25 protein-coding genes and 1 pseudogene are annotated in these 26,387 nt (G+C 43.4%); 21 read left to right on the top strand and 5 right to left on the bottom strand.

Annotation, left to right across the window (positions count from 1 at the left end; genetic code table 11):
- Positions 1-28 precede the first annotated feature (28 nt).
- Positions 29-250: a tautomerase family protein gene (locus tag AB2J24_RS17655; RefSeq protein WP_367386463.1), complete on the bottom strand. Its 222-nt coding sequence runs from the start codon at positions 248-250 to the stop codon at positions 29-31.
- A 409-nt stretch (positions 251-659) separates the two neighbouring features.
- Here AB2J24_RS17655 and AB2J24_RS17650 point away from each other — a divergent pair, with 409 nt between their 5' ends.
- From AB2J24_RS17650 to AB2J24_RS17565, 18 genes and pseudogenes are all read left to right on the top strand, one after another.
- Positions 660-3,227: an autotransporter domain-containing protein gene (locus tag AB2J24_RS17650; RefSeq protein ID WP_367386462.1), complete on the top strand. Its 2,568-nt coding sequence runs from the start codon at positions 660-662 to the stop codon at positions 3,225-3,227.
- Positions 3,228-3,487: 260 nt separating this feature from the next.
- The gene (locus tag AB2J24_RS17645) at positions 3,488-4,045 is read left to right on the top strand and encodes a carboxymuconolactone decarboxylase family protein (RefSeq protein WP_367386461.1); all 558 of its coding nucleotides are present in this window, start codon (positions 3,488-3,490) and stop codon (positions 4,043-4,045) included.
- Between the two features lie 206 nt (positions 4,046-4,251).
- Positions 4,252-4,929 (top strand): outer membrane protein, encoded by a 678-nt coding sequence (locus AB2J24_RS17640; protein ID WP_367386460.1) that lies wholly within the window; start codon positions 4,252-4,254, stop codon positions 4,927-4,929.
- Between the two features lie 44 nt (positions 4,930-4,973).
- Positions 4,974-5,807 (top strand): class I SAM-dependent methyltransferase, encoded by an 834-nt coding sequence (locus AB2J24_RS17635; protein ID WP_367386459.1) that lies wholly within the window; start codon positions 4,974-4,976, stop codon positions 5,805-5,807.
- Complete coding sequence (locus AB2J24_RS17630; protein ID WP_367386458.1) at positions 5,807-6,832, top strand: NAD(P)H-dependent flavin oxidoreductase; 1,026 nt, start codon at positions 5,807-5,809, stop codon at positions 6,830-6,832. Before AB2J24_RS17635 ends, AB2J24_RS17630 begins: the two co-directional genes overlap by 1 nt.
- Entirely contained in the window at positions 6,822-7,205 is a 384-nt protein-coding gene (locus AB2J24_RS17625) for a DUF6632 domain-containing protein (protein ID WP_367386457.1), read from the top strand. Before AB2J24_RS17630 ends, AB2J24_RS17625 begins: the two co-directional genes overlap by 11 nt.
- Positions 7,206-7,713: 508 nt before the next feature.
- Positions 7,714-8,148, top strand: a complete 435-nt coding sequence (locus tag AB2J24_RS17620) for a hypothetical protein (protein ID WP_367386456.1) — start codon at positions 7,714-7,716, stop codon at positions 8,146-8,148.
- A gap of 716 nt (positions 8,149-8,864) precedes the next feature.
- Positions 8,865-9,236 (top strand): annotated as a pseudogene (locus tag AB2J24_RS17615) (DNA mobilization endonuclease VirD1/MobC family subunit); the annotation flags it as partial.
- Positions 9,233-10,660, top strand: a complete 1,428-nt coding sequence (locus AB2J24_RS17610; protein ID WP_367386455.1) for a relaxase/mobilization nuclease domain-containing protein — start codon at positions 9,233-9,235, stop codon at positions 10,658-10,660. The pseudogene AB2J24_RS17615 and the gene AB2J24_RS17610, both read left to right, overlap by 4 nt.
- A 252-nt stretch (positions 10,661-10,912) precedes the next feature.
- The gene (locus AB2J24_RS17605) at positions 10,913-11,134 is read left to right on the top strand and encodes a hypothetical protein (protein WP_367386454.1); all 222 of its coding nucleotides are present in this window, start codon (positions 10,913-10,915) and stop codon (positions 11,132-11,134) included.
- A 456-nt stretch (positions 11,135-11,590) separates the two neighbouring features.
- Complete coding sequence (locus AB2J24_RS17600) at positions 11,591-12,046, top strand: hypothetical protein (RefSeq protein ID WP_367386453.1); 456 nt, start codon at positions 11,591-11,593, stop codon at positions 12,044-12,046.
- A 199-nt stretch (positions 12,047-12,245) separates the two neighbouring features.
- Complete coding sequence (locus AB2J24_RS17595; RefSeq protein ID WP_367386452.1) at positions 12,246-12,578, top strand: hypothetical protein; 333 nt, start codon at positions 12,246-12,248, stop codon at positions 12,576-12,578.
- A gap of 14 nt (positions 12,579-12,592) precedes the next feature.
- A complete protein-coding gene (locus AB2J24_RS17590; protein WP_367386451.1) occupies positions 12,593-12,880 on the top strand; it encodes a putative quinol monooxygenase in 288 nt (95 codons plus the stop codon).
- A gap of 3 nt (positions 12,881-12,883) precedes the next feature.
- Positions 12,884-13,165 carry a hypothetical protein gene (locus tag AB2J24_RS17585; protein WP_367386450.1) on the top strand — a complete coding sequence of 94 codons (282 nt, stop codon included), beginning with the start codon at positions 12,884-12,886 and terminating at the stop codon, positions 13,163-13,165.
- A gap of 21 nt (positions 13,166-13,186) precedes the next feature.
- The gene (locus AB2J24_RS17580; protein WP_367386449.1) at positions 13,187-13,645 is read left to right on the top strand and encodes a helix-turn-helix domain-containing protein; all 459 of its coding nucleotides are present in this window, start codon (positions 13,187-13,189) and stop codon (positions 13,643-13,645) included.
- Between the two features lie 214 nt (positions 13,646-13,859).
- A complete protein-coding gene (locus AB2J24_RS17575) occupies positions 13,860-16,565 on the top strand; it encodes a PAS-domain containing protein (protein WP_367386448.1) in 2,706 nt (901 codons plus the stop codon).
- On the top strand, positions 16,562-17,272 hold the full coding sequence (locus tag AB2J24_RS17570; protein WP_367386447.1) for a response regulator: 711 nt from the start codon (positions 16,562-16,564) through the stop codon (positions 17,270-17,272). The genes AB2J24_RS17575 and AB2J24_RS17570 overlap by 4 nt, the downstream gene beginning before the upstream one ends.
- A 203-nt stretch (positions 17,273-17,475) precedes the next feature.
- The gene (locus AB2J24_RS17565) at positions 17,476-20,238 is read left to right on the top strand and encodes an autotransporter outer membrane beta-barrel domain-containing protein (protein WP_367386446.1); all 2,763 of its coding nucleotides are present in this window, start codon (positions 17,476-17,478) and stop codon (positions 20,236-20,238) included.
- Between the two features lie 219 nt (positions 20,239-20,457).
- Here AB2J24_RS17565 and AB2J24_RS17560 read toward each other — a convergent pair whose 3' ends face one another.
- From AB2J24_RS17560 to AB2J24_RS17550, 3 genes are all read right to left on the bottom strand, one after another.
- Positions 20,458-20,766: a hypothetical protein gene (locus AB2J24_RS17560; RefSeq protein WP_367386445.1), complete on the bottom strand. Its 309-nt coding sequence runs from the start codon at positions 20,764-20,766 to the stop codon at positions 20,458-20,460.
- 125 nt (positions 20,767-20,891) lie between these two features.
- The gene (locus AB2J24_RS17555; protein WP_367386444.1) at positions 20,892-21,461 is read right to left on the bottom strand and encodes a hypothetical protein; all 570 of its coding nucleotides are present in this window, start codon (positions 21,459-21,461) and stop codon (positions 20,892-20,894) included.
- Positions 21,462-22,082: a hypothetical protein gene (locus tag AB2J24_RS17550; protein ID WP_367386443.1), complete on the bottom strand. Its 621-nt coding sequence runs from the start codon at positions 22,080-22,082 to the stop codon at positions 21,462-21,464. It lies immediately after the preceding gene.
- A 235-nt stretch (positions 22,083-22,317) separates the two neighbouring features.
- Here AB2J24_RS17550 and AB2J24_RS17545 point away from each other — a divergent pair, with 235 nt between their 5' ends.
- Both AB2J24_RS17545 and AB2J24_RS17540 read left to right on the top strand, forming a co-directional pair.
- The gene (locus tag AB2J24_RS17545; protein ID WP_367386442.1) at positions 22,318-23,067 is read left to right on the top strand and encodes a hypothetical protein; all 750 of its coding nucleotides are present in this window, start codon (positions 22,318-22,320) and stop codon (positions 23,065-23,067) included.
- A 22-nt stretch (positions 23,068-23,089) separates the two neighbouring features.
- Complete coding sequence (locus AB2J24_RS17540) at positions 23,090-23,638, top strand: hypothetical protein (protein WP_367386441.1); 549 nt, start codon at positions 23,090-23,092, stop codon at positions 23,636-23,638.
- Between the two features lie 445 nt (positions 23,639-24,083).
- Here AB2J24_RS17540 and AB2J24_RS17535 read toward each other — a convergent pair whose 3' ends face one another.
- Positions 24,084-25,121, bottom strand: coding sequence for a LacI family DNA-binding transcriptional regulator (locus tag AB2J24_RS17535; protein WP_367386440.1), 1,038 nt, complete (start codon positions 25,119-25,121; stop codon positions 24,084-24,086).
- Positions 25,122-25,291: 170 nt separating this feature from the next.
- Between AB2J24_RS17535 and AB2J24_RS17530 the strand changes: the two genes are divergently transcribed.
- Positions 25,292-26,380, top strand: a complete 1,089-nt coding sequence (locus AB2J24_RS17530; RefSeq protein WP_367386439.1) for a sugar ABC transporter substrate-binding protein — start codon at positions 25,292-25,294, stop codon at positions 26,378-26,380.
- Positions 26,381-26,387 lie beyond the last annotated feature (7 nt).

Here is a 26,387-nt window from a genome sequence, read left to right as displayed (position 1 = left end):
TAATCTTACTCATATCTCTCTGAGTTATCTAATATTCATTGTCTCTCAATTGTTTCATGTCGCTCGCTGTAATTATATTTCCGGCGATACCCCATTGTCCATCAGGGATATCATGAACTTTTACCCAAGTGATTCCGCGTGTTAGTTCACCGCTTACTTCAATCACCGCATCGGTGACTTTTTGGATCATTTTTGTCTTCTCACTTTCGCTAAAGACACCCTCAATTACATAAATATTTACCAGCGACATCGTCATCTCCAAAGGCAGCTATAGCACCTGCGTTAGCTCGTTTGTGGAGTTAATAGACCTGACCGATTGATAATGCTTGAGGGGTATATGAAGAATATATGAGGAGTGCATATTTCTTACCTATTCTGATTGTCTGGGTTTGTCGTTTATTATTGTCACAGGCGAAATTAGAAATGTGACGATAGACGCACTCCATTGTGAAATCAGCCTGATGTCGCGGGAATTTTCGTGCAGATATTAAATCCCCATACAATCCTCAGGTAGTCCTCAAGCAGTGATGTGTTTCAACACGTAGGACTCTCTCAGATTTTAAAGGATGGATATTTTGTAAGGCTGATCAACAAAGTTTGATAATGCCGATGACAAAAAAGCATTCGATCCAAAGAGAGACTAATAGGATTGAAACAAAATGACAACACAGCACAACTCCCGAATTTTTGCACATAGCAACCAGCAAGCTAAGTATTTGCTAAATGATGTACCTAGAGGTGCAGGCTATGAGTTAAGATCAAGTACCAAGGCCAAGTTTGATGGCTTGGGAAATCAAATATCTCGATTGTCAGTTCGACTTGCTTGTGGAACTTCACTCATTGCCTTGGTAAGCGTTGCTACCTTGACAGTATCTTCATTCGCGAGTGATTTTGTTGTTGATACCGCGACAACAACAACCAACGGTAATGGCGCAAATGTGCTGGATGGCAATGATAATCTTCTCATTACGAGTGACGGTAGTATCATTGTAACCGGAGAGGATGGAGTACGGGCATCAATTGGTAATAATACGATTACAAATGAAGGACGCATCGAAACAAATGTTGATGGAAATCACGGCATTCGATCCTTCGGTGCAGATTCAAAAGTGATCAATTCGGGTGAAATTCTCACCCACGATGCTAACGCCTCCGGCATTTATGGCTTTGGCGACCGGGCTAACATCGTAAATAGCGGAAGAATATCTGTTGAAGGTGAAGATTCTAATGGCGTCCGCATGGATGGTAACCATTCAGTTGTTAATAACTCGGGAGTAATTGAGGGTTTTGGTGAAAGAGTCCGAGGAATCTCTTACGGTGGTGGTGGCGCAAGTGTTGTCAATTCGGGTGAGATAACATTAAGCGGTGGTGATCAATCTGTTGGCATAATAACTGGCCACGATGCTGCTATTTTAAACTCAGGTTCTATATTACTTGGGGGTGATTCTTCATTAGGTATCGTTCTTAACGGTGTTAATTCGATTGCGGTAAATACAGGTAATATTACCACAACGGGAGTGGCTTCGGTTGGTATTGCCTCGCTCTTCCGCAATTCCATAATTGTAAACACTGGCGAGATCAGAAGTGCTGGGAATTTGAGTGCTGGTATTGAAGTCAGCAAAGAAGACGCCACCGTGGTGAGTTCGGGTCAAATTTTTATAAGTGGTGACAATAGCAACGGCATTAGTGCAACGTTTGGGGCCTCTGACGCCAATATTCGTAATTTGGGTGAAATCATAACCTCTGGAGCAGGTGCGAACGGTATACGGTCTCAGGGCGAGGGCGTTGACGCATTTAATAGCGGCTCGATATCAACAAGTGGTGATGGGGCCAGAGGCGTTTATAACTCAGGCGCAGGCTTTAATTTTGAGAATGCTGGAAGTGTATCAGTCGGTGGAAACGGAGCTGGTTCTTATGGCGTCGAGAGTACTGGTACAGAAGCAACTATTATCAATAGCGGTTCCATTATAGTAGATGGTACAGGCGCAACGGCTGGCATTCGTGTTTCAGGACCAGATTCAAGCATATCAAATTCCGGTAAAGTTATATCGACAGAAGGGAACTCTATTGAGCTCTATGGAGCAGGTGGGATACTCAATCTGAATGCACCGTCCTTTATCGGGGGAGCATTTAATATCCCGGGCTATGGATCAGATACAGCAGAGCTAAACATCGCCACTGGCGCATCTCATTCAGTGTTGTGGAAATTCGATCCCACACATCTTGATGGTGGAGCGCCGAAAGTCTCAGGTAACGTGCCAGGGTTTTATGATGCAGGCACAGGTCGGTTTGCAACATATGATCCAACAATCCTTGCTATTGCATTGGATCAGCTTGGAGGGAAAACAGGATTGATCTCTGATCTTGCCGCCCGCAAATCATCGGAAGATGATATCTGGATTTCTGCGTTTGGTAGCTTTTCCAACATTGATGGAAATGGCGCAACGCTTGATCGTGATATTGCCAGTGGTGGTGTCGCCTTTGGTGCAAGCAGACAGATCAGCAATACGTTCCGTCTAAATGGAATGGCCGGTTATTTAAACTCAAAAGCCGATGCAAGTTCACGCTGGACACAGTCTTTGGACAATGAATCACAAAGCTTCTTTGCCAATGTAAATGGTGATTTTAAGCGAGAGAACTACGATCTCAACTTTGGTCTATCCGCAGGCTTTACGAACAATGATAACCGTCGTTTCGTCAATGATAACTTAGCTCTTACAAATGGCCAAACACTTGGTCAGTCTTGGGCCACGTCTAAATATTCAAGCTGGTGGTTTAGTCCTGAAATTACTGTCTCTAGAGATATTGAGGGAGCAAACGGTTGGACGTTTACACCTCTTGCTCAAGCACGATATTCATTTGAATCTATTCAAGGATCAAACGAAGCTGGATCAAATGCTAACGCAGCTTTAGCAAAACGTAATCTCGGCTTGCTCGACGCAAAGGCTGAAGTATCTGCAAGTAGGAAATTCGATCGCATTAAGGTAACCGGGCGAGCAGGTGTTCAGGGAACAGCATCTGTTGGTGCTGGCAGCACCAATATCACGCTTGTTGGTATCACGCAGTCTGTATCGAATGGCTTTGATAATCGTGTTTCTGGTTATGTCGGTGCTGATTTGAATTATCAGTTCAACGACAAAACATCGCTTAATGTTTCGAGCAAGGGTACTATTGGCGGTGGCATAAAAAGCGCCTCTATCTTCGCAAAGCTAACGAGAAAATTCTAATACCCGTTTAACTTTATGATGGCTAAGGCACGAACAATATATATTGTCCCTGATAGCATTGTTGTATCTCCCAATCCTCAAAAAATCCCCAGAAGGCCCTCAAGTAATGTGTGCCGGATGTAGATATTTTCTGCACAGGTTCTCGAGGGATGCGTGATCTTTGATCAGTCAGCTTGTTCAGTATTCGCTGGATGGCAATGACCTAGTTATCTGCCGTTGAGCCAAGCAACTTTGTTAAGCGATATCTTATGGAGAGAAAAATGTCGAAATTTAAAATTCATGATGCGAAGAGTTCAAGCATCCTGGCAACGTTAGAAGATCAAATCGGGTTTATCCCGAACGTATTCGGGGTGTTGGGTGGAAACGCAAAAGCACTGGAAGCTTTTGCAACTCTAAACACCCTTTTTGGGAACAGTAGTCTTAGCCCAATCGAGCGTGAGATCGTTCAGGTCGCGGCAAGTGTTGTAAATAGCTGCGAATATTGTGTTGCTGGACATACCGCTTTCGCACATTTTCAAGACTTAAATTCGTCTCAAATCACCGCCATTCGGACCGGGGAGAAGCTTGCTGATAGACGTTTGGAGGCACTGCGCCAGTTCGCCCAATCGTTAGTTTCAACGAAGGGTCGTGATGCACAGTTGGAATTGGAGGAATTTTTAGCTGCGGGATATAATCGTGAACAAGTCTTTGATGTCGTCTTAGGTGTCAATGTGAAAATGTTCAGTAATCATGTCGCGGGTTTGACTGAAATCCAACTTGATGAACCTTTTGCTCCGTTTCAATGGTCACCTGAAGATACAACGTTGTCCGCTGCATAACAGTAAAAATTATTTTATTTAAAAGCAGTCCCACAACAGCAAACAAACTGCCTCTTTCTACGTCGATCTTGAAGTTTAATTCAACTGAAGGAAGAGATTCTGAAAGTTAAGATGTTTTCCTCCACAGATGTGGAGGAAAACCAGCAATACAAAGGTGGCGAGGGATTGTTTTCCAACCACAAAAAATGGCCTTAAAGGAAATTAAAATGTTGCATAAATTGTCCGTTTTGACTGCCGTAGTTTGCGCGGTGATAACCACTTCGTGCTGGGCTGATGAAACTACCCCTGATAGATCAAACCTATTTTCGGGTTGGTATGGAAGCGTATTCGTCGGGCATAGTTCATTACAACCATTTATGAATACACTTTCATATGATGAAAATTACGAATTCCATCACTCCTTTGATAACGGGTGGGTGTATGGTTTTACTCTCGGTAAGAGTTTTGAGAATGGATTGAGGCTTGAAGCTGAACTTTCCCGTGCAGCGCATAACCTATCCAGCGCTGGCTATAATTCTGCTCCATTACCAGATAAATCTGGTGGATTTGAAATTACCTATGCATTTGTGAATGGGTGGATTGATTTGCCAAAAATCGGGCGCATACAGCCTTATGTCGGCGGCGGTATCGGCGTTGGACGGATTGATTCTGACATCGTACTTTTTGATTTTGAAGGCGTTCGCAAAGCTGGGGCAAATCTTGCACTGCAGGCTGGAGCTGGAGTTACTGTTCCACTGAGCAACAACCTCTTTCTTGATCTTGGATATAGGCACAAAGCGATACCCAATTTTAATATGAAAAATTTGGTTACACCTACAAGTACCTATGTAGGCTCATCAGCAGGCAGTCATAACCTACAAGTCGGCTTCACGATACATTTTTAATGACTAATCGAACATTCGATGTGGAAGATATGAAGGAGAAAATTATGACAATTTCATATGAAAAATTTGAAAAACTTGAATTTGAAGGTTGGCAAGAGCGCGCTGCTGGATATGACGATTCAACCCTTCATATGACAGGTAAAACTATTCCCGCATTGATAACCGCGACCGGTATTGCACCTTGTGATCGGGTTCTTGATGTTTGCTGCGGAACAGGTGCTGTTGCACGCGTTGCCGCAAAGTTTGGCGCAAAGATCAGTGGAATCGATTTCGCACCTGATATGGTTAGCATAGCAAGTGAGTTGATCGCTGATGGTGAGTTTAAAACCGCCGACGCTCAAGCGTTGCCATTTGAAGATAATAGTTTTGATGTCGTTCTTACAAATTTTGGGCATTACCATTTGGCCGATCCAGAGCTTGCAATTCGTGAAGCTGCTCGGGTTTTACGTACCGGTGGGCGTTATGGATTCACAACCTGGGTTGGGCCAGATCAATCAGATGGATTTGGATTGATTTTAAAAACAATCCTTGGAAATGTCGACCCTGATGTCGTTATTCCAAGCGCCCCAGATGCCTTTCGTCTTGCCGATGAAAAGGTAGCCAGACAAGTTTTAAAAGCTAGCGGATTTGATCATATTCAATGCAGAACGTTTCCGTCAAAAATTGTGTGTCATCCAGATAGTTTTGTTACCTTTTTGAAAGCTGCAACAGTTCGAGCTACCTTAGTTTTGAATGCTCAACCGGTTAAAATTCGAACTAAGATCGAAGCTTTGTTGCGGGAGAAAATTGAATCATTCGTTACGAATGGGCAAGTCGAACTACCAATTCCTAATCGTATTATTACTGCAACGCGCATGTATCCTGAGGGAGCTTTGTGATGAGCACACTGAAAACACGATTCACTGAAATGTTTGGGATAGATCATCCGATTGCACTTGCTCCAATGGGAGGTGCAGTTGAAGCGGAACTTGCAGCAGCAGTTAGTAACGCGGGTGGATTTGGTATTTTACCACTTTCCTGGAGTGATCCCGATACTATTCATGAGCAACTTCTATCAACTCAAGAAGCAACAGATAAACCATTTGCAGTAAACCTTTGTATTGAAAATTCACAGGATAAACGTCTTGGATTGTGTTTGGAACATGAGGTTAGGGCTGTGCATTTTTTTTGGGGAGACGCAGGCCCTTATGTCAAACGTGTGCATTCTGCTGGTGCTAAAGTTATTCAAACGGTTTCGAGCTCTGACGAAGCGAAACGCGCGTGTGACGCTGGTGTTGATGTACTAATAGCACAAGGTTGGGAGGCGGGAGGCCACGTTCGAGGTAAGGTTGCTTCCATGCCGTTGATCCCATCGGTTACGGATGTGTCCGGTGAAATCCCTGTGCTAGCTGCTGGGGGAATGGCAGATGGACGTAGCCTCGCTGCTGCTATGGCTCTTGGGGCAAGTGGCATTGTAATGGGGACGCGATTTCTAGCGTCGGCTGAAACATGCGCTCACCCTGATTATGTGGCGCAAATTCTTTCCGCTGATGACAATGATACAATCTATGCAAAAGATCTTTTTAATGTGGGTTGGTCAAATGCACCGCATCGTGTATTGCGAAGCGCCTTAACTGACCGGTGGTTTGAGGATGATTGCCCTGATAATATTCATCGCTTTAGAGCAGGTGAAACAGTAACCCGTAGTGGCGATGTTAATATATCGGCTTATCAATCAGCAACTCCGCATAAATCCATGTCTGGAGAAATAACAACAATGTCAATGTGGGCGGGTCAAAGTTGCGGTCTGGTCTCGGAAATCACGTCTGCATCGGGAATTATAAAATCAACGGTTACCCAAGCAATCTCTATAATTGAGCAGCAATCAAAGTTACTAACAGGTGGAGTTCTCAATGACGGATGAAATGCGATTTAAGACGCTCAAAGTAGCTCTTGTTCTGTTCGGGGTTATTTGTTTTTTAATCTATCCTCTGGGCATCGTTTGGCCATCAGGTTGGATCTGGCATGGCGGACAAGGGGAACATTATTTTCAGATGATTTGTGGGATATACGCTGTATTGGGTTGGTTTTTGATCAAGGCGGCAGTCGATCCTAACACCCATAAAAGTTTGATTTCATTCACGATATATTCAAGTGTGGTTCACGCTGGAATAATGGCATCGCAAGTTGTAACCGATCACATGGAGATAGGGCATTTGATTGGCGATATACCGGCCTTACTTATTGTTGCCATTGTGCTTTGGTTGCTCTTTCCTAAAGATGAAATAACTCGGTAGAGAGAACACGTTAGCTCGCACTGAGTTGGATTTCGACCATTGGGATAAATGCAAGAATGCAACGGACTGAGGATAGTCATTTTGACTTCCGTCATATATCTGTAGGTATTATAAAACGCGAGCTGCCCTCTATCAAAGGTGCTTTCAGAATAATAACTTACTCTATTATTTGGAAAGCATTTCCTTATTCCAAAGGTCAATAGACTGGAATGTAGAATGATGCTCAAGGATATACACTTCTTTTGCTATCATTTATAAATATCAGTTAAACCGAGATTTACGTAAATTGGTGTACGTGACGATTGAGTCATTCCATCTGGAATCAGTTTGATGTCGTGTAGAATCTAGTACAGACCAAAAACCTTCATACTATCCCCACACGATCCTCATGCAATGCCGCATTTTAGCGCGTAGAAATTTTTCAGATTTTGGAGGGAGTTTAGAGTCCTTTCTGAAATTTCTTTTTATCTAATGTTTAATATCAATTTTTTTAGTTAGGAATAGAATCATGAAAATGCGAAATACAATTTTGCCTGCGGTATTGGCCACAGCAACAATTTTAACAGCCTCATCTTCTGCAATTGCAGGGGGAGGCCACTACGGTAATTCCGGTGGTTACGGCCATCATAATAACCATCATGGTGGCGGTTATGGCCACGGCCACAGAGCATTTAAAATTTGCTTCTACTCGCGTACAAATTATCGTGGCCACCATTACTGCGAATCTGATTATCGTACCAAACATAGAGTTGGTCATAATTGGCGTCACAAAATCAAGTCAGTAAAAATTCATAGAAATGGAAGATACGGCAGACATACACCATCCATCCGCCTATGTAATCAATACGGTGGCGGCGGTTATTGCAAAACCTATTTTCGCGGCAGCCCTCACCTACACGAAGCTTTGTATGGTCACGTTTATTCTTACAATATTAGCCAATAATGCAATTTGTGAGATTGAAAATCAAAGGGGTGCGATTGGTTTTCGCACTCCTTTCTTTAGTGTTGAATATATCTAGCAATCTGACGCCATCAAGTATCAAAATACTGGTTTATCATCTTCCAGCAGTTAACGACGGTCTTTGAAAGGTGTTGTACTTGATGATACGATGGCTTGCTTTCAGCAGTTGACTTATTCGCTCACAGGTACTTTTTTCAAAAGTTCAAAAGTTCAAAAGTTCAAAAGTTCAAAAGTTCAAAAGTTCAAAAGTTCAAAAGTTCAAAAGTTCAAATATCGAAGAGTCGAGAAATTTATTTATCGACCAATCTGATTATCTATTTGTTGGGATATCTACGTATCGAACGCCTTGCATATCAAGGGTTTGAGTGTGCACAATTGCTAATGTGGGATTAGGAGAAAACGTTACCTCCCTCTCGTCTAGTAACGCTAAGGTTAGAGAAGGGTACGTGGCAGGATATATACAAAGGTAACACCTTTGTCGCACGTACCCCCACCACCTGACGGTGGCCGCCCGAGGGCTAATTCTTGATGCGAGACGAAGGAACGAGACTATTGAGCAAGACCACCACAAAAACGAAAACGCGCTCTTTGGGTTTGCCAGAAGGTTTAAAGGGTGAAGCGCGCAAAGCTGGACGCAAGCATGGCCAGTGGAAGCAATCAAACCCGGATGACGTGAGAGCAATGTTGGCTTCGTTCACCTTAGTTCCAAAGTGCGACCGGAGGAAAAAGAGGCCTTCAAGACGCTCTGCAAAGCTCAGGGTGTCACACCCAATAAAGCTGTCCGCATCTTCGTTCGCCAAACAACTGGCTATCTCGAACTTGGGGATCGGTCGCTTGATTGCCTCCTTGACATCACTCGTCAGATAAGTGGCGTCTCAAAAAACATCAACCAAATTGCCAAGGCCGGAAACAGAACACTTAGTCCTGACTATGTCGCGTTCATGGAAGATCGGAAGGAATTGGGTGCTCAATTGGCGAGATTGGAAGACCTTCTCAGGGAGGTTGTTAATGTTGGCAAGCGGCGCTCGGATGGTCTTCGTAAATTTGAAGATTTGCTGGAGGCGGAATGAGCGATCAGGTTCGAGAATTGATAGCAAACGCAATTGGCACACGTGAGAACGTTCGACCGGTTGATATCGTCATGGGTGACCATTGGGGAGAAATTGATCTCAGCAATTCAATGCGTTTGTCACTGCTGTATTCGGTTCTCAAGAAGAACGATGCTGGAGGGTTTGCCAAAGGTGGTGGAGGCGGAAACACAAGCCGACTTCGTTCGCCTTTCTCAGTTGCTAAACGTTCACCACAAGCCATGGTCAAAGTTGTCAAAAAGGGAGGCACTTCAAGCGCGCGCGCTATGCGTGATCAGATGTCATATCTTTCCAAAGATGGGGATGCAAAGCTGGAACGTTCAGAGCGATATTTTGGCATCGAGTTAGATGATAAGACCCATGAAGATTTGATCCGATCCTGGGGTTTGTCTGGTGAGACGAAAACACAATCAGATAAGACCACTCATTTTGTGGTGAGCTTTCCAAATGATACCGATCATAATGCGGCCTACAAAGCAGGGCGGGCTTGGGCTGATGAGATGTTTGCGTCTGGAAATTATGGTGATGTGTATGACTATTACACTGCGTTTCACACAGATCGCGCCCATCCGCATATGCACGTGGTTGTTAATCGTCGCGGTATGGAACATGGCGATTGGCTGAAAGTCTCACTTCGAAGCCAGTTTAATTATGACGAGTTTCGCGCAGTTCAAGTCGAAGTGGCTGCAAGAGAAGGCATCTATCTTGAAGCATCTCACAGACTAGCTCGAGGCCTAACAGACAGACCTGTTCTTGATGCAGAATATCGCGATGCCGTAAGAGATGGGAGGAAGCCGGTAGCTCCCTCCCATATTCCAGAAACAGCATTGAAAGCAGCAGCATCAGTCATCCTGCATGTTCATCAAATGGGCGCAGCGGCCGCTCAACTTCAAGATAAATATCCAGAACTATCAGAGATCATGTCTATCACAGCAGATACAATCTTAGCCGGACACGAGGTCATGCCCGGTAATCAGCAAAACAACAGACCTCTCAACTTTAACGAAATCAACCAAGCAAGCGAGTTTATCATGTCCAGACGACTTGAACTTCTCGACGGTCTTAAAGAGATCGATGATGAGATTAAATCTTTGCCAGATGGAGAAGCAAAATCACGCTTTGAAAGGGATGTGTCTCAAATGAAAGCAGATACCGCCGAACTCATGCCAGATGTTGCAGAACTTCAAAGACATACCTTTGAAAACCTCAATGGTTTTTATCAAGGGCTCAAGGTGGAGGATGATATTGAGAAGGATGCCAAACTTATTGCTGATCGTGAAGTTGCGGAATTAGCCAAGGAAGCAGGTATAGAGCCAGACAAATTTGTTAACCGGTTTGAAACTGGTGAGCCCGCCTCACAGGAGTTAGCCGATACTTGGCGACAGGATGAGTTGGAGGACATTTAGAAGAATCTAACTTATGATGACCGAACCGAACCTCGCGATCAAAGTGAAGTTGAGCAACTCGCCAAAACTGCATATGACGAACTGCATCGAAATGCTCTTCAAACGTATCGGCAGGTAGAACGTGAACTTGAGACCCATCGAGCGCGGAAGAAGCAGCTTCGTTTGATTGGAAGGCGAATCCACCGAGGTAGGTCCCTTGAAAGTGATGTTGAGAAAAGTTTGAATCAGATAATCAAGGACACTTTGCATCCAATGGAACTGAGTCGTCTTGAGATGGGCGAGAGTAACGCATTTCAACACATCTCAGAAAATGTTGATCATCAGCGCGCGTTGAGCCATAGGTACTTAGGCGCTGAGGTTCATGACGCAGAAGGTAATCGTAAATTACATCTTCATAGAGCGCTTCAGAAAGTGGATAGAGAAATGCCACAAATAAACAGAGCTTTGGATAAAGATTATGGTTTGGATTATTAAGTTACCAACACCTTTACATTATCTGCTGAGATGTTGAGCGGACATAATCTAGATGAAGGTCGAGGGCAGAAATTTTGCACACCTATATCTTCAGTTGTCTTTCTTCCTTCTGGACCTTCATCTGTCTTTCCCAATCTTTTATTAGTTGGTTCCAATTTGCTGGGTACTTTTGCAGAGGATAATTGGTGATTATACACGGTCCGTCTTGAAATGCCGATAGTCTTACCGACTCTCACACCGGACAACGAAATAACGGCTGTTACCGAGATAGGCATTGAGCATCGGTCAGACGGTTCGCTCGGTTGTTGTTTGGTCTCGAGGAAAATCAAGAATAAAAGGATGAAGTTCTTCTTGCGTCCCCTTTGTCTGTTAAGTTGATTGATAATTTATGTAACTATTTTAGGCCGCATTTTTAAAATGATTCTGGCATGGTAATAAATCTAACTCGCGGAGAAAATGACTGAAGAAGTAAACTTAAGAACCATCTCAAAACCCAAGTCTTCATTACTGGATGTAGTGTTTGTCCATGGTTTAACTGGGGACGCGACTAAAACATGGACTTCAAAGAGTGGTTTTTGGCCGGAATGGTTGGCCGAGGGCAACCAGATGGTCGGTGTTTATACTTTAGGTTTCCCAGCCAGCAAATTTAAAAAGTCGGTTAATCGTGAGCTGGACATATATGAATTGGCTAAACCCTCAACAGAGCTACTTTGTGGAAATGGTATTGGACAAAGACCTGTTATGTTCGTCACTCATAACTTTGGCGGAATTTTAACTAAATTAATACTCCAACATTGCAATGGTTCTTTAGATAACGCACACGCTTGCCCCGTCTCGCCGATACGCATTCACAAGTTGGCTCATACGTTGTTTAGTTTGTTTTCCGCGTGTCCGCTTCAAAAGCTAGTTTAGTGCATATTAGAGAAAACTGAAAATTGGCGGCTCAGGGCGTGCGATTGGCGAACATGTGTAAGATCGCCAACTTGTAATTGGCTAATTATAAGCGCAATGTTGATGAAAGGTACTCTCTTATGAAATACAAACGATCTCACTGACTTTTGCTGTATTTTCTATAATGGCTACGTCAAATACTGTTTATGCTGGTGACACTATGAATGGAGCTCAACTTGATGCGCTGATTACAGGCAATACTCTTTATGTCGATATTCCAAAGGGTGCGCCAGGAGCTCCAGAGGGAGGGATTGCCCCAATATACTATGCCACCGATGGTACGGTGAAGGCCCATTTGCCAGCAGGTCCCATGCTAGCGGGAAGATGGTCAATTGATGGCGATCAATATTGTATTGATTGGAACAATGGACCGCAAAACAGTTGTACTGAACTTGTGCGTAAGTCTGTCGGGTTCGCTGTAGTTGATGTAGCTTTGCAACAACCACGTGGAACGGTTAATCGCATCCAAACCGGAAATCCAGAGAGGCTTTAAGGAGGGAATTTGAGATGATATTAGTCACAGTTGAAGCCAAATTCTCACCAGATGATGTGGATGAAGCCATTAGTCTTTTTAATGCGCAAGCAGATGATATACGTCTGATGGATGGATGCGGACATTACGCATTGTTCCGCGATATAGGAGGCGACGGCATCGCCATTCTTCAACATTGGGCGGCAACGGATGCCTTTAATGCGTACAAGACAAGTGATGTATTTGCAAAACTTGGACAGGATCTACGTCCGCTTATGACGGCATTTCCAGTGACTCGCGTCGCAACAATTGATAGCGTCTAAAACATGATTGAATCACGGCATGCTGCATATTGCTTTTTCCAGGACATCGATCCACGTCCGCCTATGGATGCAATTTTTGAGCGTGATTACCTGCTTTACGCGGTTAAAGGCGCGTTGAATATTAGGATGGGGGACCAGAACTGGCTTTTGCCACCTTCCTTCGCGACATGGGTTCCTACAAACACAAGGGTAATTGTTGATATCACAAAGCCTGTGACGAGTTGTTCTGTTCTTTTCCGTCCACGATTCTGTGCGAATTTTCCAGAGCACCCCGCTGTTTTTTAGATGTCAAATCTTGCCAGGAGTATGATCCAGCATTGTAAAGGTTGGGGAAGAGACGATCCGCAACCGTCTAAAGCGGAAGGTTTCTTTCTCGCTCTGTTGAACCTCTGTGCTAACCTTATCAGCGTGTCAACAGACGTAAGACGACCATATTCAGATGATCCTTCCGTCCGGCAGGCATTACGGTTTACCGAGGGCAGATTAGAAGGCGCGTTGAGAGCTGCCGAGGTCGCAAAAGCTACAAATTTATCGGAACGCACCATGCAAAGAAAATTTGTTGAGTGTCTGGGAATGACTTGGTCTCAAACTCTCTCGCGGCTTCGAATGATCAAGGCAATCGAACTCTTGTCAGATACATTTCTTTCAATAATTCAAGTTGCGGGATGTTATGGGTTTGCTTCTCGTAGTGCCTTTAATCGAGCGTTTTTGGAATTTGTAGATGCAACAACATCTGAATTTCGTAAGAGGCTGCAGGATTATTAGCCAGATATTTGTTTTTAGTTTTATAAAATCTCGATAACTAAACCAATGTCTTTGCTGGAATAATGAGCATCATCTCGTTAAGTCAACAGCGCGGAATTGATACAATTGATACATTCTGTGACGTTATTCAGATACGCTTAATTTGTACGCATTGAGGCGGGGCGATGCAAACGGCGATGTTTCCGGGAAGACCAAGCACAGTGAGGGGAGATAAATGAAAAAAGAGATTGAACTTTCGTTGACTGACGATGCTCATTCGATTTTACCATTTCTCAAAGATGCAATAGGCGCTTTGGAGGAGGGGTTTGCTCTTTACGATAAAGATATGCGATTTGTTTTATGCAATGATCAGTATCTTGATCTCGTGTTTTCCGAGAGCCACCCAGCTTTGGAGGTTGGACAAGATGGTGCGGAAATTGCCGCGATGGTATTTGCATCAGAAACGTTTCTACTTCCTGAAAAAATGAAGCTTAAGGAATTGGTCTCGCAAACGATGGAGTTTGTGAAAACCTACGGGAGAGGCTTGGAGCTTAAACGTGCTGACGGACGAATTATTGAGTGTTGTTCAAATAAGACTGGCTTGGGGGGCTATCTAATTACTGTTCTGGATATTACGGATCGCAGTAAGTTGGAAGATGGTTCCAGAAAAATGTTGAACGATGTTGCAGAGTCTTTGGACCAGGCAATTGCGCTCTATGATGCCGACATGAACTTCCTTTTTTCGAACAAACTTTATGTTGAGGAATATTTTGATAAGTCAGCCGTTCTCTCGCCACAACCTGGGGAGAAATTGGGTGATCAAATTCGGCGGCTTGCAGATGCAAACCACTTTAAAAAAGTAGATGGCCTAACAACAGAGGACATTGTTAATTTCACGATCCAAAACACACGAAAATATTCAAAGAATGATGAGCTTGAATTGGCCGATGGACGTATTGTTTCAGGCTCTGCGCATAAAACCGAACTCGGTGGATATTTCATAACACTTAATGATGTTACGATTAAACGACAAACAGAGAAACGTGTGCGTGGAATGTTCAATGATGTATTGGAAACATTGCATGAAGGCGTTGCACTTCTCGATGATGATGGGCGCTTGACATTATTTAATGATAATTTTTTGCAGATGTTCGGCTTGCCAGATGATCCAACTCTTTATGGGAAGTCATTTGATGATGTGTTGAATTTATCTGTTGGGAAAGGATTGATTGAATCACCTCCTGATATGAAATTGCAAGAACTTATCCGCCTGATTACTAAGCAAGTCCTAGATGGTGCTGTTAGTATTGAGATCCCGGTACAAACCGGAACATTGTTGGGAACATCTAGCGTCACACCATTAGGCGGTCGGCTTATTACCGTAGACGATATAACAGACAAGTTAGAATCCGAAGCTAAGAGCATGACGGCCGTTAACGAGGCAATACAGGCATTAGATTTAGGCCTTGTTCTATGGGATGCGGATCTAAAACTCGTGATAGCGAATGAACAGTGGTTTGAGATGTTTTTCTCCGACAGCAATAACCCACAAGTTGGTGATAGCCTAACTGAGGTCATGGACAGACTGCTAGAGGTGCAATTTTTTAAGATACCAGATGAAATCTCAGCTCAACAATATAGTGGTCTGCTGGTCGATTATATCAAAAACTATGCGAAGAAAGTCACCTTTGACACGAATGATGGTCGTATAATTATGGGTTCATCAAACGCCACAGGTTTGGGTGGTTATTTGATTTCATTTTCTGACATTACAGAGCAGCAAAAGACACAGGAAGAACTAGAAAAGCAGCGCGAAATTTCTCATCAAAATGAAAAGCTATCTGCGTTGGGTGAGTTGCTAGCCGGAGTTGCTCATGAGTTAAACAATCCCCTTACTGTTATAGTGGGATATGCACAAATGCTAGAAGGTAAAACAGATGACCCCGTGTTGAGCCGTCGAGTTGAAAGAATTTATCAAGCTGCTGAGCGTAGTGCAAAAATTGTAAAGACTTTTTTAGCGATGGCGCGCCAACGCCCCACGCGCATCGAAAATTGCTCACTAAATGAAATTGTCTTGTCGGCGCTAGATATCTCGGGTTACGGACTGAGAGCTAACGGGACGAATGTCAAATTAGAACTTGATAATGATTTACCTTCGGTTTCCGGCGATGATGATCAACTAACTCAAGTATTTACAAATCTTATTGTCAATGCGGAACATGCCGTCTCTTCGATGGGGCAAGAGGGTGAACTAGTCTTACGAAGTTCCTATGATGTCAATGCGGATCGTTTGGTTGTTGAGATATGTGATAACGGTGCAGGTATTTCAGAAGATATTCAAGCAAGGATATTTGAACCATTTTTTACAACAAAGGACGTGGGTGTTGGAACCGGAATTGGTTTGGCATTTTCTCACCGAATTGTAGATGCTCACGGCGGGTTCCTTGATCTAAAATCCGAACTAGGAAGAGGAAGTGTTTTCTCTGTTCATCTCCCCATTTCTTCAACCCTGAATTTAGAAAGTGGTAAAACTGAGATCATTGAAGATAGTGATAGCATATGCAGGGTCCTTATTATCGATGATGAGGAAAATGTCGCAAATTTTATTTACGAATTGCTTGAGGAATGCGGCATGGATGTTAAAGTCTTAACAAGTGCACGGGATGCTTTAAGTCTTCTTAAAGCAGAAGAGTTCGATGTCATTTTGAGTGACTACAAGATGCCGGGGATGAGTGGCGCGAGTTTCCTGAATGCGTTGCAGGAAACTGCGCCTCAATTGGTAAAACAGGTTGGGTTCATTACGGGCGACACTATGGGCGATGATGTGGCTGAGTTCATCCGAGAGACCAATAGCCCCTATATTGAAAAACCGATAATCAAAGAAGAATTGTTATCATTAATAAGATCACTCTATACGAGCGTAACGGAGGAGCAATTGTGAACAGCAAGCTAACCCAAATTCTAATATGTGACGACGAGCTTCATGTGAGAGAGATGGTTGGGGAATACCTTGAAGAACGAGGCTACGGTGTGTCTTGCGTGGCAAGTGCTGAAGAAATGCTGGGGCAGCTCAATAATGCTGAACCTGATCTTATTATCCTTGATGTGAATATGCCAGGTATTGATGGATTGTCAGCACTCAGAGAATTGCGTTCTAAATCTGATGTACCTGTTCTTATGCTAACTGCGGCAACAGGCGTGGTTGATCGTATTCTTGGTCTCGAAATGGGAGCGGATGATTATATTGGCAAACCTGTAGACATGCGCGAACTGGAAGCACGAGTTAAAACAAATATTCGACGACAAAAAGTTGTTCATAGGCAGGAAGAAGAAGTCCAAATTTTGAGGGGCACAATTCCATTTGGGTCTTGCCGGTTGGATGTGGACGCGGCGAAGCTTTATGGCGAGGCTGGAGGAGAAATTGCCCTTACCGCAATGGAATTCAGTCTCCTCAAGGTATTTGCAGAAAACCGTGGACGCATTTTAAATCGAGATCAATTGTTAGAGCAGGCTCATGATAAAGGGTGGGAGCCATTTGATAGGTCTATTGATCTTAGAATTTCTCGGATTCGTCGTAAAATTGAGAGTAATCCGTCAAAACCGAAAACAATTCGAACTGTACGCGGGCTCGGGTATATTTTTGACTGAGCTATCTTTGCTGTAGCAATCCTTTTTCTCAAAAAAATGTATTGTATTTGTTACCTATTCCCAGCTCCAAATCCAAAATGGCGGGGGTTTTTCTACGCAAATTGATACAATTGATACGGTTAGCGACAATGCTTTGATACAGTAGTCGAATATCCAAAATAGTGAAAATTGGCCACATTGGCCGCATTATTTTGGATGTAAAAATGAGAAATCAAAACCATAAATCTGTTCATTCTAAAGTACTTAAAGCAGCACTGCTTACAACTGTATCTACTATCACATTAGTGCCAGCTTTTTTCGCAGTTGCACAGCCTGCCGCAACTGTTGCTGAAGGCACAGTTAATGCGAATGATACAACGGGTGTGGATGTTTCCGCAGTTGGAACTAATGACATTGTTTTGGATGTCAATTTAGCGCCTATTGTAGCTAACAACCACGGCATTTTTACCAGTACAATTGATGGTGATACTGAAATCATCGTTTCGGCACCTAACAGCATAACGGCCACTACTGGCATTGACGCAAAATCAACTGGTGTTGGTAATTTTACCATCGACGTGAATGCCGACATTACTGGCACCACAGGTGAAGGTATAAATGTTTTTGCCAATATGGGTGAAACAATTATCTATCTGGGCAATGATGTAAATATCAGGAGTGGCTTTGCGGAAGGCGTACGTGGTGAAATACTTGCGAACGGAGCTGACTTTACCGTTCAGGGAGCAGGTTCCGGCAGTGTGATTGGAGGGAGTCACGGCATCGTAGTCGGTTCGAAAGGAAACATCTTCATTGATGGGATTGGCCTAGTTGGTAGTTTTGGCGGGGATGCAGTCAGAGCATTTTCCAGCGGTGGTGACATTGTCATCACAAATATAAACGAAGCTATTGGCGGCCAAGTTGGAATATTGGCAAATGGTGACGGCGGTGAGATACGTATTTCAGCGGAGGATGTTGCAGGTAATACTAATGGTATTGAGGTGGAAAACTCTGCCTCAAGTACGTCTATTTTAATTGAGACAACGGGTAACGTACAGGCTGGGAATACCGGTATTCATACACTTCATTTAGGCTCTGGCATCTTATCAATAAAGGCCAATAATGTTATTGGTTACAATGAAAATGGTATCTCAGCAAGAACAACAGGCACTGGGGGCCCGATAGAGATAAACACTCATGGATCCATTATTGGTGATGAAAACGGAATATCTGTGCTGAACTTTGGTCTTGGCAACAGTACAATTAACATTCTTGAAGGTTCGGTAAGCGGCGGTGCAATCGCAAACTTGAGCGATGGGATTGACATTGAATCTTCAGTTGGACTTACGAATACGGTTAACTTATCTCAAGGGACTTCGATTTTCAGTCTACTTAATACGGCGATTAGAGCTCAAAATGGTGACGATGTTATCAATAATAGTGGCACAGTTATCGGTGATGTTAAGTTAGGTTCTGGTGCGAACACATTTAACAATCATAGCGGTGGCTTATTTGCTACAGGGCTTGTCGCCGATCTCGGCATGGGAAATTTTTTGATAAATTCAGGAACGGTTTCTCCTGGTGGCGAAGGAACAATTTTAACAACCTCGCTAACAGGTGATTTTATTCAAACTGCGGCTGGGACATTAATTTCGGATCTTGACGGCGCTCTCGCAACAAGTGATTTAGTCGACATAACTGGCAGCGCAGATATAGCGGGTATCCTTCGACCCACTCTAATTAACCCTACAGATATACAGCAAGATTTTACTATTTTGACTGCGGCGGGCGGTGTCACAGACAGCGGGTTGAGTGTTGTGGATGGTCCAGTAACAAGCTTTGAACTTTTGTATCCAAATGCAAATGACGTAGTTGTGTCTACGACAGTTGATTTTTTGATTGACGGCCTCAATCCAAATCAAATGAATATAGCCGCTAACTTGAACAATGTATTGGGATTGGGTGGAGGCGAATTAACCCAGGTACAAGGTGGTCTCACAGGGCTTCCTGATTCAGAAAGTATTGCTAAAGCTTTGGATCAGTTGGGCGGTGAGAGTTTTTTCAATCTTGAACAGGCATCGCTTCATTCATCACTAAGTTTCGCAAATTCTCTACTTAGCTGCAAACAGTCTGGCAGGTCATTTACGGTGATCTCGGAGGGGCAATGTGCATGGCTACAACCTCAGGGCCGTGTTTTGAACCGCAGCCAATCAGCGAATAATATTGGTTTTGATGAACAATTGACTGGACTAACAAGTGGAGCACAGTTCTCATTAGCACCGAATTGGCATCTCGGCTTTGGCATGGGCTATGAAAGTGGGTTTTTAAACACAAATGCTGCGGCTCACGCTGATTTCAGAAGGTTTCAAGCTGGCGCAACACTTAAGTATCAACACGATTCTTGGCTCTTTGCAGGAAGTATATCAGGTGGGGTCAGTCAAAACGATTTGGCCCGTAATATTACATTTGGCGGATTGAATTTAACTGCCAATTCAGCGCCTAATGTAAGTTTCGTTTCCAGCCAGCTACGTGCAGCCTATTTGATTGAAAGGAATGCTTGGTCATTTAAACCAACCCTTGATTTTGCTGTTACCCACCTCAACCGAAGCGGAGTTATTGAGGTGGGAGGAGGTGCGGCAAATCTTGACGTATCTGGAAGCGGCAATACCTATTTCTCGATCTCTCCCTCATTGGAAATCAGTCGAGAATATGCTTTGGAGAACGAGACGAAAATTCGAGCATTTGCTGACTTTGGTATAACTTCAATATCGGGTGATGAGGCAAGTTTAACCGCTAGCTTCTTAGATGCACCTGCGGGTGCTGGATCATTCAACGCAAGGGGTGAGCTGGATCGAGTGTTTGGTGATATCGAGCTTGGTGCGACGCTTTTTACAGAGAACGGATATAATTTTAGTGCAAAATACCAAGGTCGTTTTTCGGAGAATACATCTATTCATGGTGCGCAATTGAAGGCTAGCTTTAAGTTCTAACTCTCAGCGTCTGCGAAGCAAAAAAACCCGTATTTATCACTTAGATGCGGGTTTTCTATTCCTTACCTATAACAAGGGTTCCTCCTACCATTTCTAAAACCAGTATCGCTTACTAAGGCTATGGTGGGGTATATATAATAGTCCTCGCACGTAAAAACGGGAGCCACTGAGTAAACAGCGGCTCCCGCGTTCGGGTTGGGTAGTAGCATAAAATGTGGCTTACGTATCAAGACATTTTTGCAACAGCGCATCGTCAGGCCACTTAGCATTTGGTCCAAACTCGGCATAGCAACCGGCAGTCCACGCATGCGCTACGTTATCACGAATTGCGGCGGTATTATTATTGCTTGCCTTCATGTTTGCAAAGCCTGCCGGAACAGGTGCACGCTTCTTAGCAATTTTCGCATTCATTACAGTCTTTGCCTTAATTCGCGATGTATCCGCATTTGCTATCGAGCTTGTTGTTATTGATACCGTTGCAGCAAATACTAGAGCTGCAGATGTTGATATGATTTTTGAAATTTTCACGTTTCTCTCCTTTGATTGAGGAAAACACTATGCTTTCCATGAGTAGAAAATAACGGTGCGATGTAACAGAAAGATGCCACGATATGTTTCAATTGTATCGTTCAGGCATATTTGCAGGGCTGGTATTAAGCTTTCAGAACTTCGACAGACAGAATAATCGGAACACGGCCATTCTTAATCACACAAAACCTATATGATGTACCCATCTCAATTGCCCTAAATTGTTCTTCTGATTCAAATTGAAATACACGTCGGTAAAACTGATAATAATATGCTGTTGCAAAGACGACCTGATAGCGATTTTTGATATCTTTTGACCATGTTTTAACAGGCCCTTCTAGTGTCGTAACCGTAACCTTTTTTTGGTGTTGTCTTAAAGATGTTGAGTATAAGAATACTATGCTGAAAATAAGGAGTAAGAATCCTGAGAATCCAAGTAAAAAAGGACGAGCCTGTTCCAGGCCTTGTACGTTGCTAAGTGCGGCAAAGGCTGAAAACCCTGTTGCGATTAATCCGAATGTAACAGATGCTGCGTGACCGCCGGTGCGTTTGATCCTAATGTATTTTTTTAGTCGTAGTTGCTGCGCTTGCGAGATATTTCCAGCTTTGTTTTTTAAGAGTTCGTCAATAGAAAATCCGAACGCATGTTGGAGATTGCTTTGCTCTTGTTGGGCTTTTTTTTGAAGCGATGACATCTATTTTAATCCAAAAATTCCAATGAAGTTTCGCCAATGGTAAGCAAACCCTTCCGTTGGCCAAACCCCCGTTTTTTGATGGAAGTTGAGGGTTTTAACATCATCTGATGTGGTTAAGTCTATCTTGAAGGAAAATTGTACGTTCTCTCTCATCGATATAGGTAGGTACATCTTTTGAATTTGGTAGGCTTCGGAGTTATTCTCAGTGGTCTTGAGTGTAAACGTGACGCAATTGGCTCCTACATTGTTGATAGGCCTTAATGACCAGAGATTCTTAGGCCCGGAAATTGTCACATCATAAATACGTACTTCGTTTGGTGTCGGAGTGTCTCGTGTCCAGGGATGGAATCTAAATTCTATAGTTTGACCAGAACCTGAAAGTTTTGTTCCTTCAATCGCACTGCTTTCAATGGCGCCACGAATTTCCCTATTGCTTGCGGTTTGAAATATTATAGACAGAGAAAAAATCTGATTGGCTATGCTGATCTTTTCATAGTGATATGCGGGGCGAGGGCTTTCGCAACCTGCCAGTAACAGTAAAAAACCACAAACACCCAAGGGTCTTAAGTTCAAAAAGCTTGGTCTGCGCCACTTTGAATGTGTTTGGCTGTTGTTTTTCATTGCTGATGGCCCTTGTTCCATTCTTCAATGAGATACTAGATGAGTTTTGTATCAATATGATTGGTAATGAGGTGCTGATATGTATCAGTTGTATCTAATTTGAGCACCGATGTAACACTGGTTAGTACACTCGTTACATATGATACATTTTCCGATGTCACTCTGACAAACAACCTTCCTATTTTCTGAAATCGGCGAGTTATTGCCAAGGTGAAATTTAAGAAGGATAAAGGTCATGAAGAAATATCAATTAACAATTTGTGGAGTGGCTCTAGCGATGTTAACGGGAACAGCAAGTGCATGTGATGTTATCCATGCAGTTAAGTATGAGATCTCCGAGGGCGGGTTTGCAATGTTACATAACGGCGCCGTCGTTCATTACGGTGATGAAGGCGATGTAGGTCAATATCCATTGCTGGACTGGTTGGTCGAAGGTGAGAACACTGTAACAATCGAATATCGCGGCGACGCAGGCGGAAATCCTTCCACATTCTCCTTAGAAAAAGGGTGTAGAGGTGAGTTCGAAACTAAGATATTGCAAGAAATTTCCTTGGGAAAGTCTGAGGTGAAGGAATTGACTTTTACTAATGATACTCCTGTTGTTTCTGAATACATCCATGCCCAAACAGAAAATGATGTTGGCTTGATGGAAGCGGTAAAAGCGTTCCAAACAGCTGTAAAAAATGGTGACATGGAATATGCAATGGCTGTCCATGCTCCGATGTTGCGTAATTTCAAACGGCAGGGTGCTCCTATTGAAAGCGTAAAAGAGCACATGTTAGAATTATTATCGGATAAAAATGCGTTTTTGTCTCAAAAGCTAAGTGCTAAGCCAATCATGGATGGCCTGATATACCAAGTATTAAGCTCTGATGACGGTGCGCCATTTCAGGTTACGACAGAAATGAATGGTGGAACACTGTCTTGGAATACCGGTACATTCTGGGGTAAGTTTGACGGAGAGTGGGCGATCGTCGCAAGATGATTTTGCAATTGGAGAGATAGTTATGAATAGATTTATGGCAGCGCAGTCACAACGAGATACATTGATATTCTGCCTATATCTCCTTATAGCTTTTATTGTTTTGGTGGGTAATACCGCTCATGCATCGGACCAGAACATAATTGACATGAGCGATGCATTTAATTGTCCTCAGGGTCGACACATGCAGCCCAATGGCCCGTTTGCTGTTGACATATATTGTGATGATGCGCTGGGAACAAACATTGCCGTTATGTTGGTGAAGATGAGTGCTCCTTTTCAGGGAGAATATTCTTTAACGAATAGGGTTTGGCAGGGCGACAATTGGGCGGCCTCCGCGAGTAGCATAATCTGGAGTGATGATCCGAATGAAGTCTATGTTTCTACAGATTCTGTCTATGGCACGGGTTCAATATATAAGCTTCAATTACTCGAACAAACATCTGAGTTAATTTGGAAAATGGAGAGTGGGTGCGTTCCGGCACTTAAAGCTGTATCAGTTGCAACATTGAGAGTTGAAATATTACCGTGTTCGGAAGGTGAGACCGATGAGATCATTATACCTATTAAATAGCACAATAGATTATTCGATCATGAGTTCAGCAGCAGGCATGCGCAAGATAATGTTTCCTCGAGTCCGATTCAGAAGCTAGCTTAGTGCTAACATAGTATGAAATACATTAATTAAATCAGCTAATTGTCCGTCATCATATGATTTGAGACTAGCTGTCTGATTAGTTAGAGGGGTATTGGGTCCACCTGTTTTGTTTAATTATGCGGCTTGTTTTTGGTTTTGTACGTTCGTTCTTTCGTCTCATCACTTGCGGCTCATAGTTAGAAATAGTCGCTTGTTTGTTGGGGAGTTAACTTCCGAACAGGGCCAACTTCATACGCGAAGATTGAGCTGATGCATGACTGCACTACGTTCAAAATCGGAAGTTGTCTCATGCCGTAAAATCTTCAACCTCGTGCCAATTGTAGACCTGTCGCCTAACAAATATCCGTTTGGATTCAATCTATTAAGTTGTTTGGCCGATTATCAGTTCAGTATCGAATTTGTGTTGTAGTAATTCATTTTTATTGGATTGTTTGTTAGCTATCCAATTAGCGGCTTCGACGCCGATATCATATCGCGGAGTTTTGGTTGTTGTGATCTGCAAAGGAAGAGCTTCTAAAAAATTTAGACCGTTGAATCCAGCGAGCGCCACATCGTTGGGAACAGATAATCCGTTTGCAAGACAGTGCATTAACCCACCCGCTGCGAGGTCATCGTTTGAATAGTAAATTGCCTCCGGTGCTTGTGTTTGTGCCAATATTTCAGCTGTTAGAGAGCGACCATCTTGCATGGACAAAGCTTTATCGGATATTCGAGTTTGAGTAATCGTTCCGCCATTATCTAGAATATATGTTTTGAATGAATTGAAACGTTTTTCGGCCCTGAAATCAGAGCCATGCAATCCGGCAATATACCCAAACTGCCTATAACCTTTTGAAAAAAGGTGTGCAGCCATGTTCACGCCGGCTTCCCTTTGCGAAATCCCAAAACTACCTGAGAGAGTGGGGCCATCTACATCCATAATTTCTGCAGTTCGCACGCCAGTTTGTTCAATAATCCGCCGCAAACCATCTGTATGTTCGAGACCCGCTAATATAAGACCCTGCGGTCGCCAAGATAATAAATCATATACAATTTTTTCTTCTCGTTTCAATGAATATTCAGATACACCAAAAACAGGGCGTAAGTTATTTTTGTCAAGAGTATTACTGATTCCCGATAAAACTTCTGTAAAAACACGGTTTTGCAGAGTAGGAACAACCACTCCGACGAGTGGGTTGTCATATTTAGCCATTCCACCCGCAAGACGGTTATGTACATAGCCAATGCTTTTTGCAGCGTCTTCGACTCTAGACAACACATCTGCTGAAATATAGCCAGATCCTCGCATAACACGTGAAACCGTCATCTGGCTGACGCCTGCGACTTTTGCAACATCGTGCATTGTTGGGGGGGGAGTATGTTGATTTTTATTGCTTTTATCCAAAATTAGGCCGCTCATATTTTTGCATGTTTTGATAAAATTCTTATAGCACCTTGACATATGTTTGCACAAACATATATTTTGCAACAAATATGTTAGCGTAAACATATCTATCTGACTTCAATATGTTTGCACTAACATTCTGAGGTTGACCAAAACACAAACGTTTAATCCACTGGGAGGATACCATGAAAAAAATACTACTCGCATCTACCGTGCTACTCGCTAGTTTTGCAGTAACTGCGCCGGCTTCAGCTGAAACCCACCGGGCGGAATGCTTCGCACCAGCGCCTGAGACATCAACAATTTCATATGATGCAAAAGAAGGTCCATATAAAATAGCTTTTGTGAATGGTTTCGCAGGTAATGATTGGCGCATTCAGGCCATCCAATCTGCCAAAGCATGGGCGAACCGCGCAGACAATAAAGACAAAATTGAAGAATTCACTGTCGTGTCTGTTGGTAATGATAGCGCAGCCCAAATTGCAGCGATCGACAACTTTATTGCTGCTGGTTACGACGCGATTACCTTTATTGCCGTAAATCCAACTGCATTTGAACCTGTGATCCGTCGTGCTCAACGTGCAGGCACAATTCTGGTGCCATTTGATAACGTTCTAGATACAGATAAAATCGTACAAGTGAACGAAAGTCAGTTGGCATTGGGCACGCTTAAAGCACAGTCAGTGATGGACGAACTTGGCGGCAAAGCAAGCAAAATTTTGATGGTCAATGGCTTGCCTGGCAATTCAACAGATCGCGATCGCCGCTTAGGTATGATGAGTGTCTTTGAAAAAGTTGATGGACTTGAAATTGTGGAAGTTGTTGGTAATTGGGACACAGGTACAAGCCAAAAAGTAGTCGCAGATGCACTTGCTACACACGGCACATTTGATGCAGTTGTTTCCCAGCACGGTTCCGCCGGTACGATTAATGCGATGCAAGCTGCTGGCCACCCAATTGTGCCGATGGGCGTAGATGGCGAAAATGGAGTTCGGATGTTGATGAGCGAGTTAAGTATTCCCGGTATTTCTGCAAGCCAAGCACCTGCCATGTCGGCAATCGCATTGGAAGCTGCTGTAGAACTCTTACAAGGCCAAGAGCTACCGCAAACAATTTTTCTTCCGATTCCGCAAGTTAAATCGGCTGATCTGAAATCTGGCGAAAACTACTTCCCTGACCTGCCAAAGTCTTTCAATACAGGTACAGGTTATGCGGAATGCTTTGCGCCATTCACTCCAGATGAGCTTCTTGCTCAAACACCCGATAATAACTAAGAACATT

Source organism: Lentilitoribacter sp. EG35 (assembly GCF_040784015.1).
Lineage (GTDB): Bacteria > Pseudomonadota > Alphaproteobacteria > Rhizobiales > Rhizobiaceae > Lentilitoribacter.
Note: the sequence above shows the minus strand (reverse complement) of the source record. Positions and strands in the feature narration are given on the sequence as shown.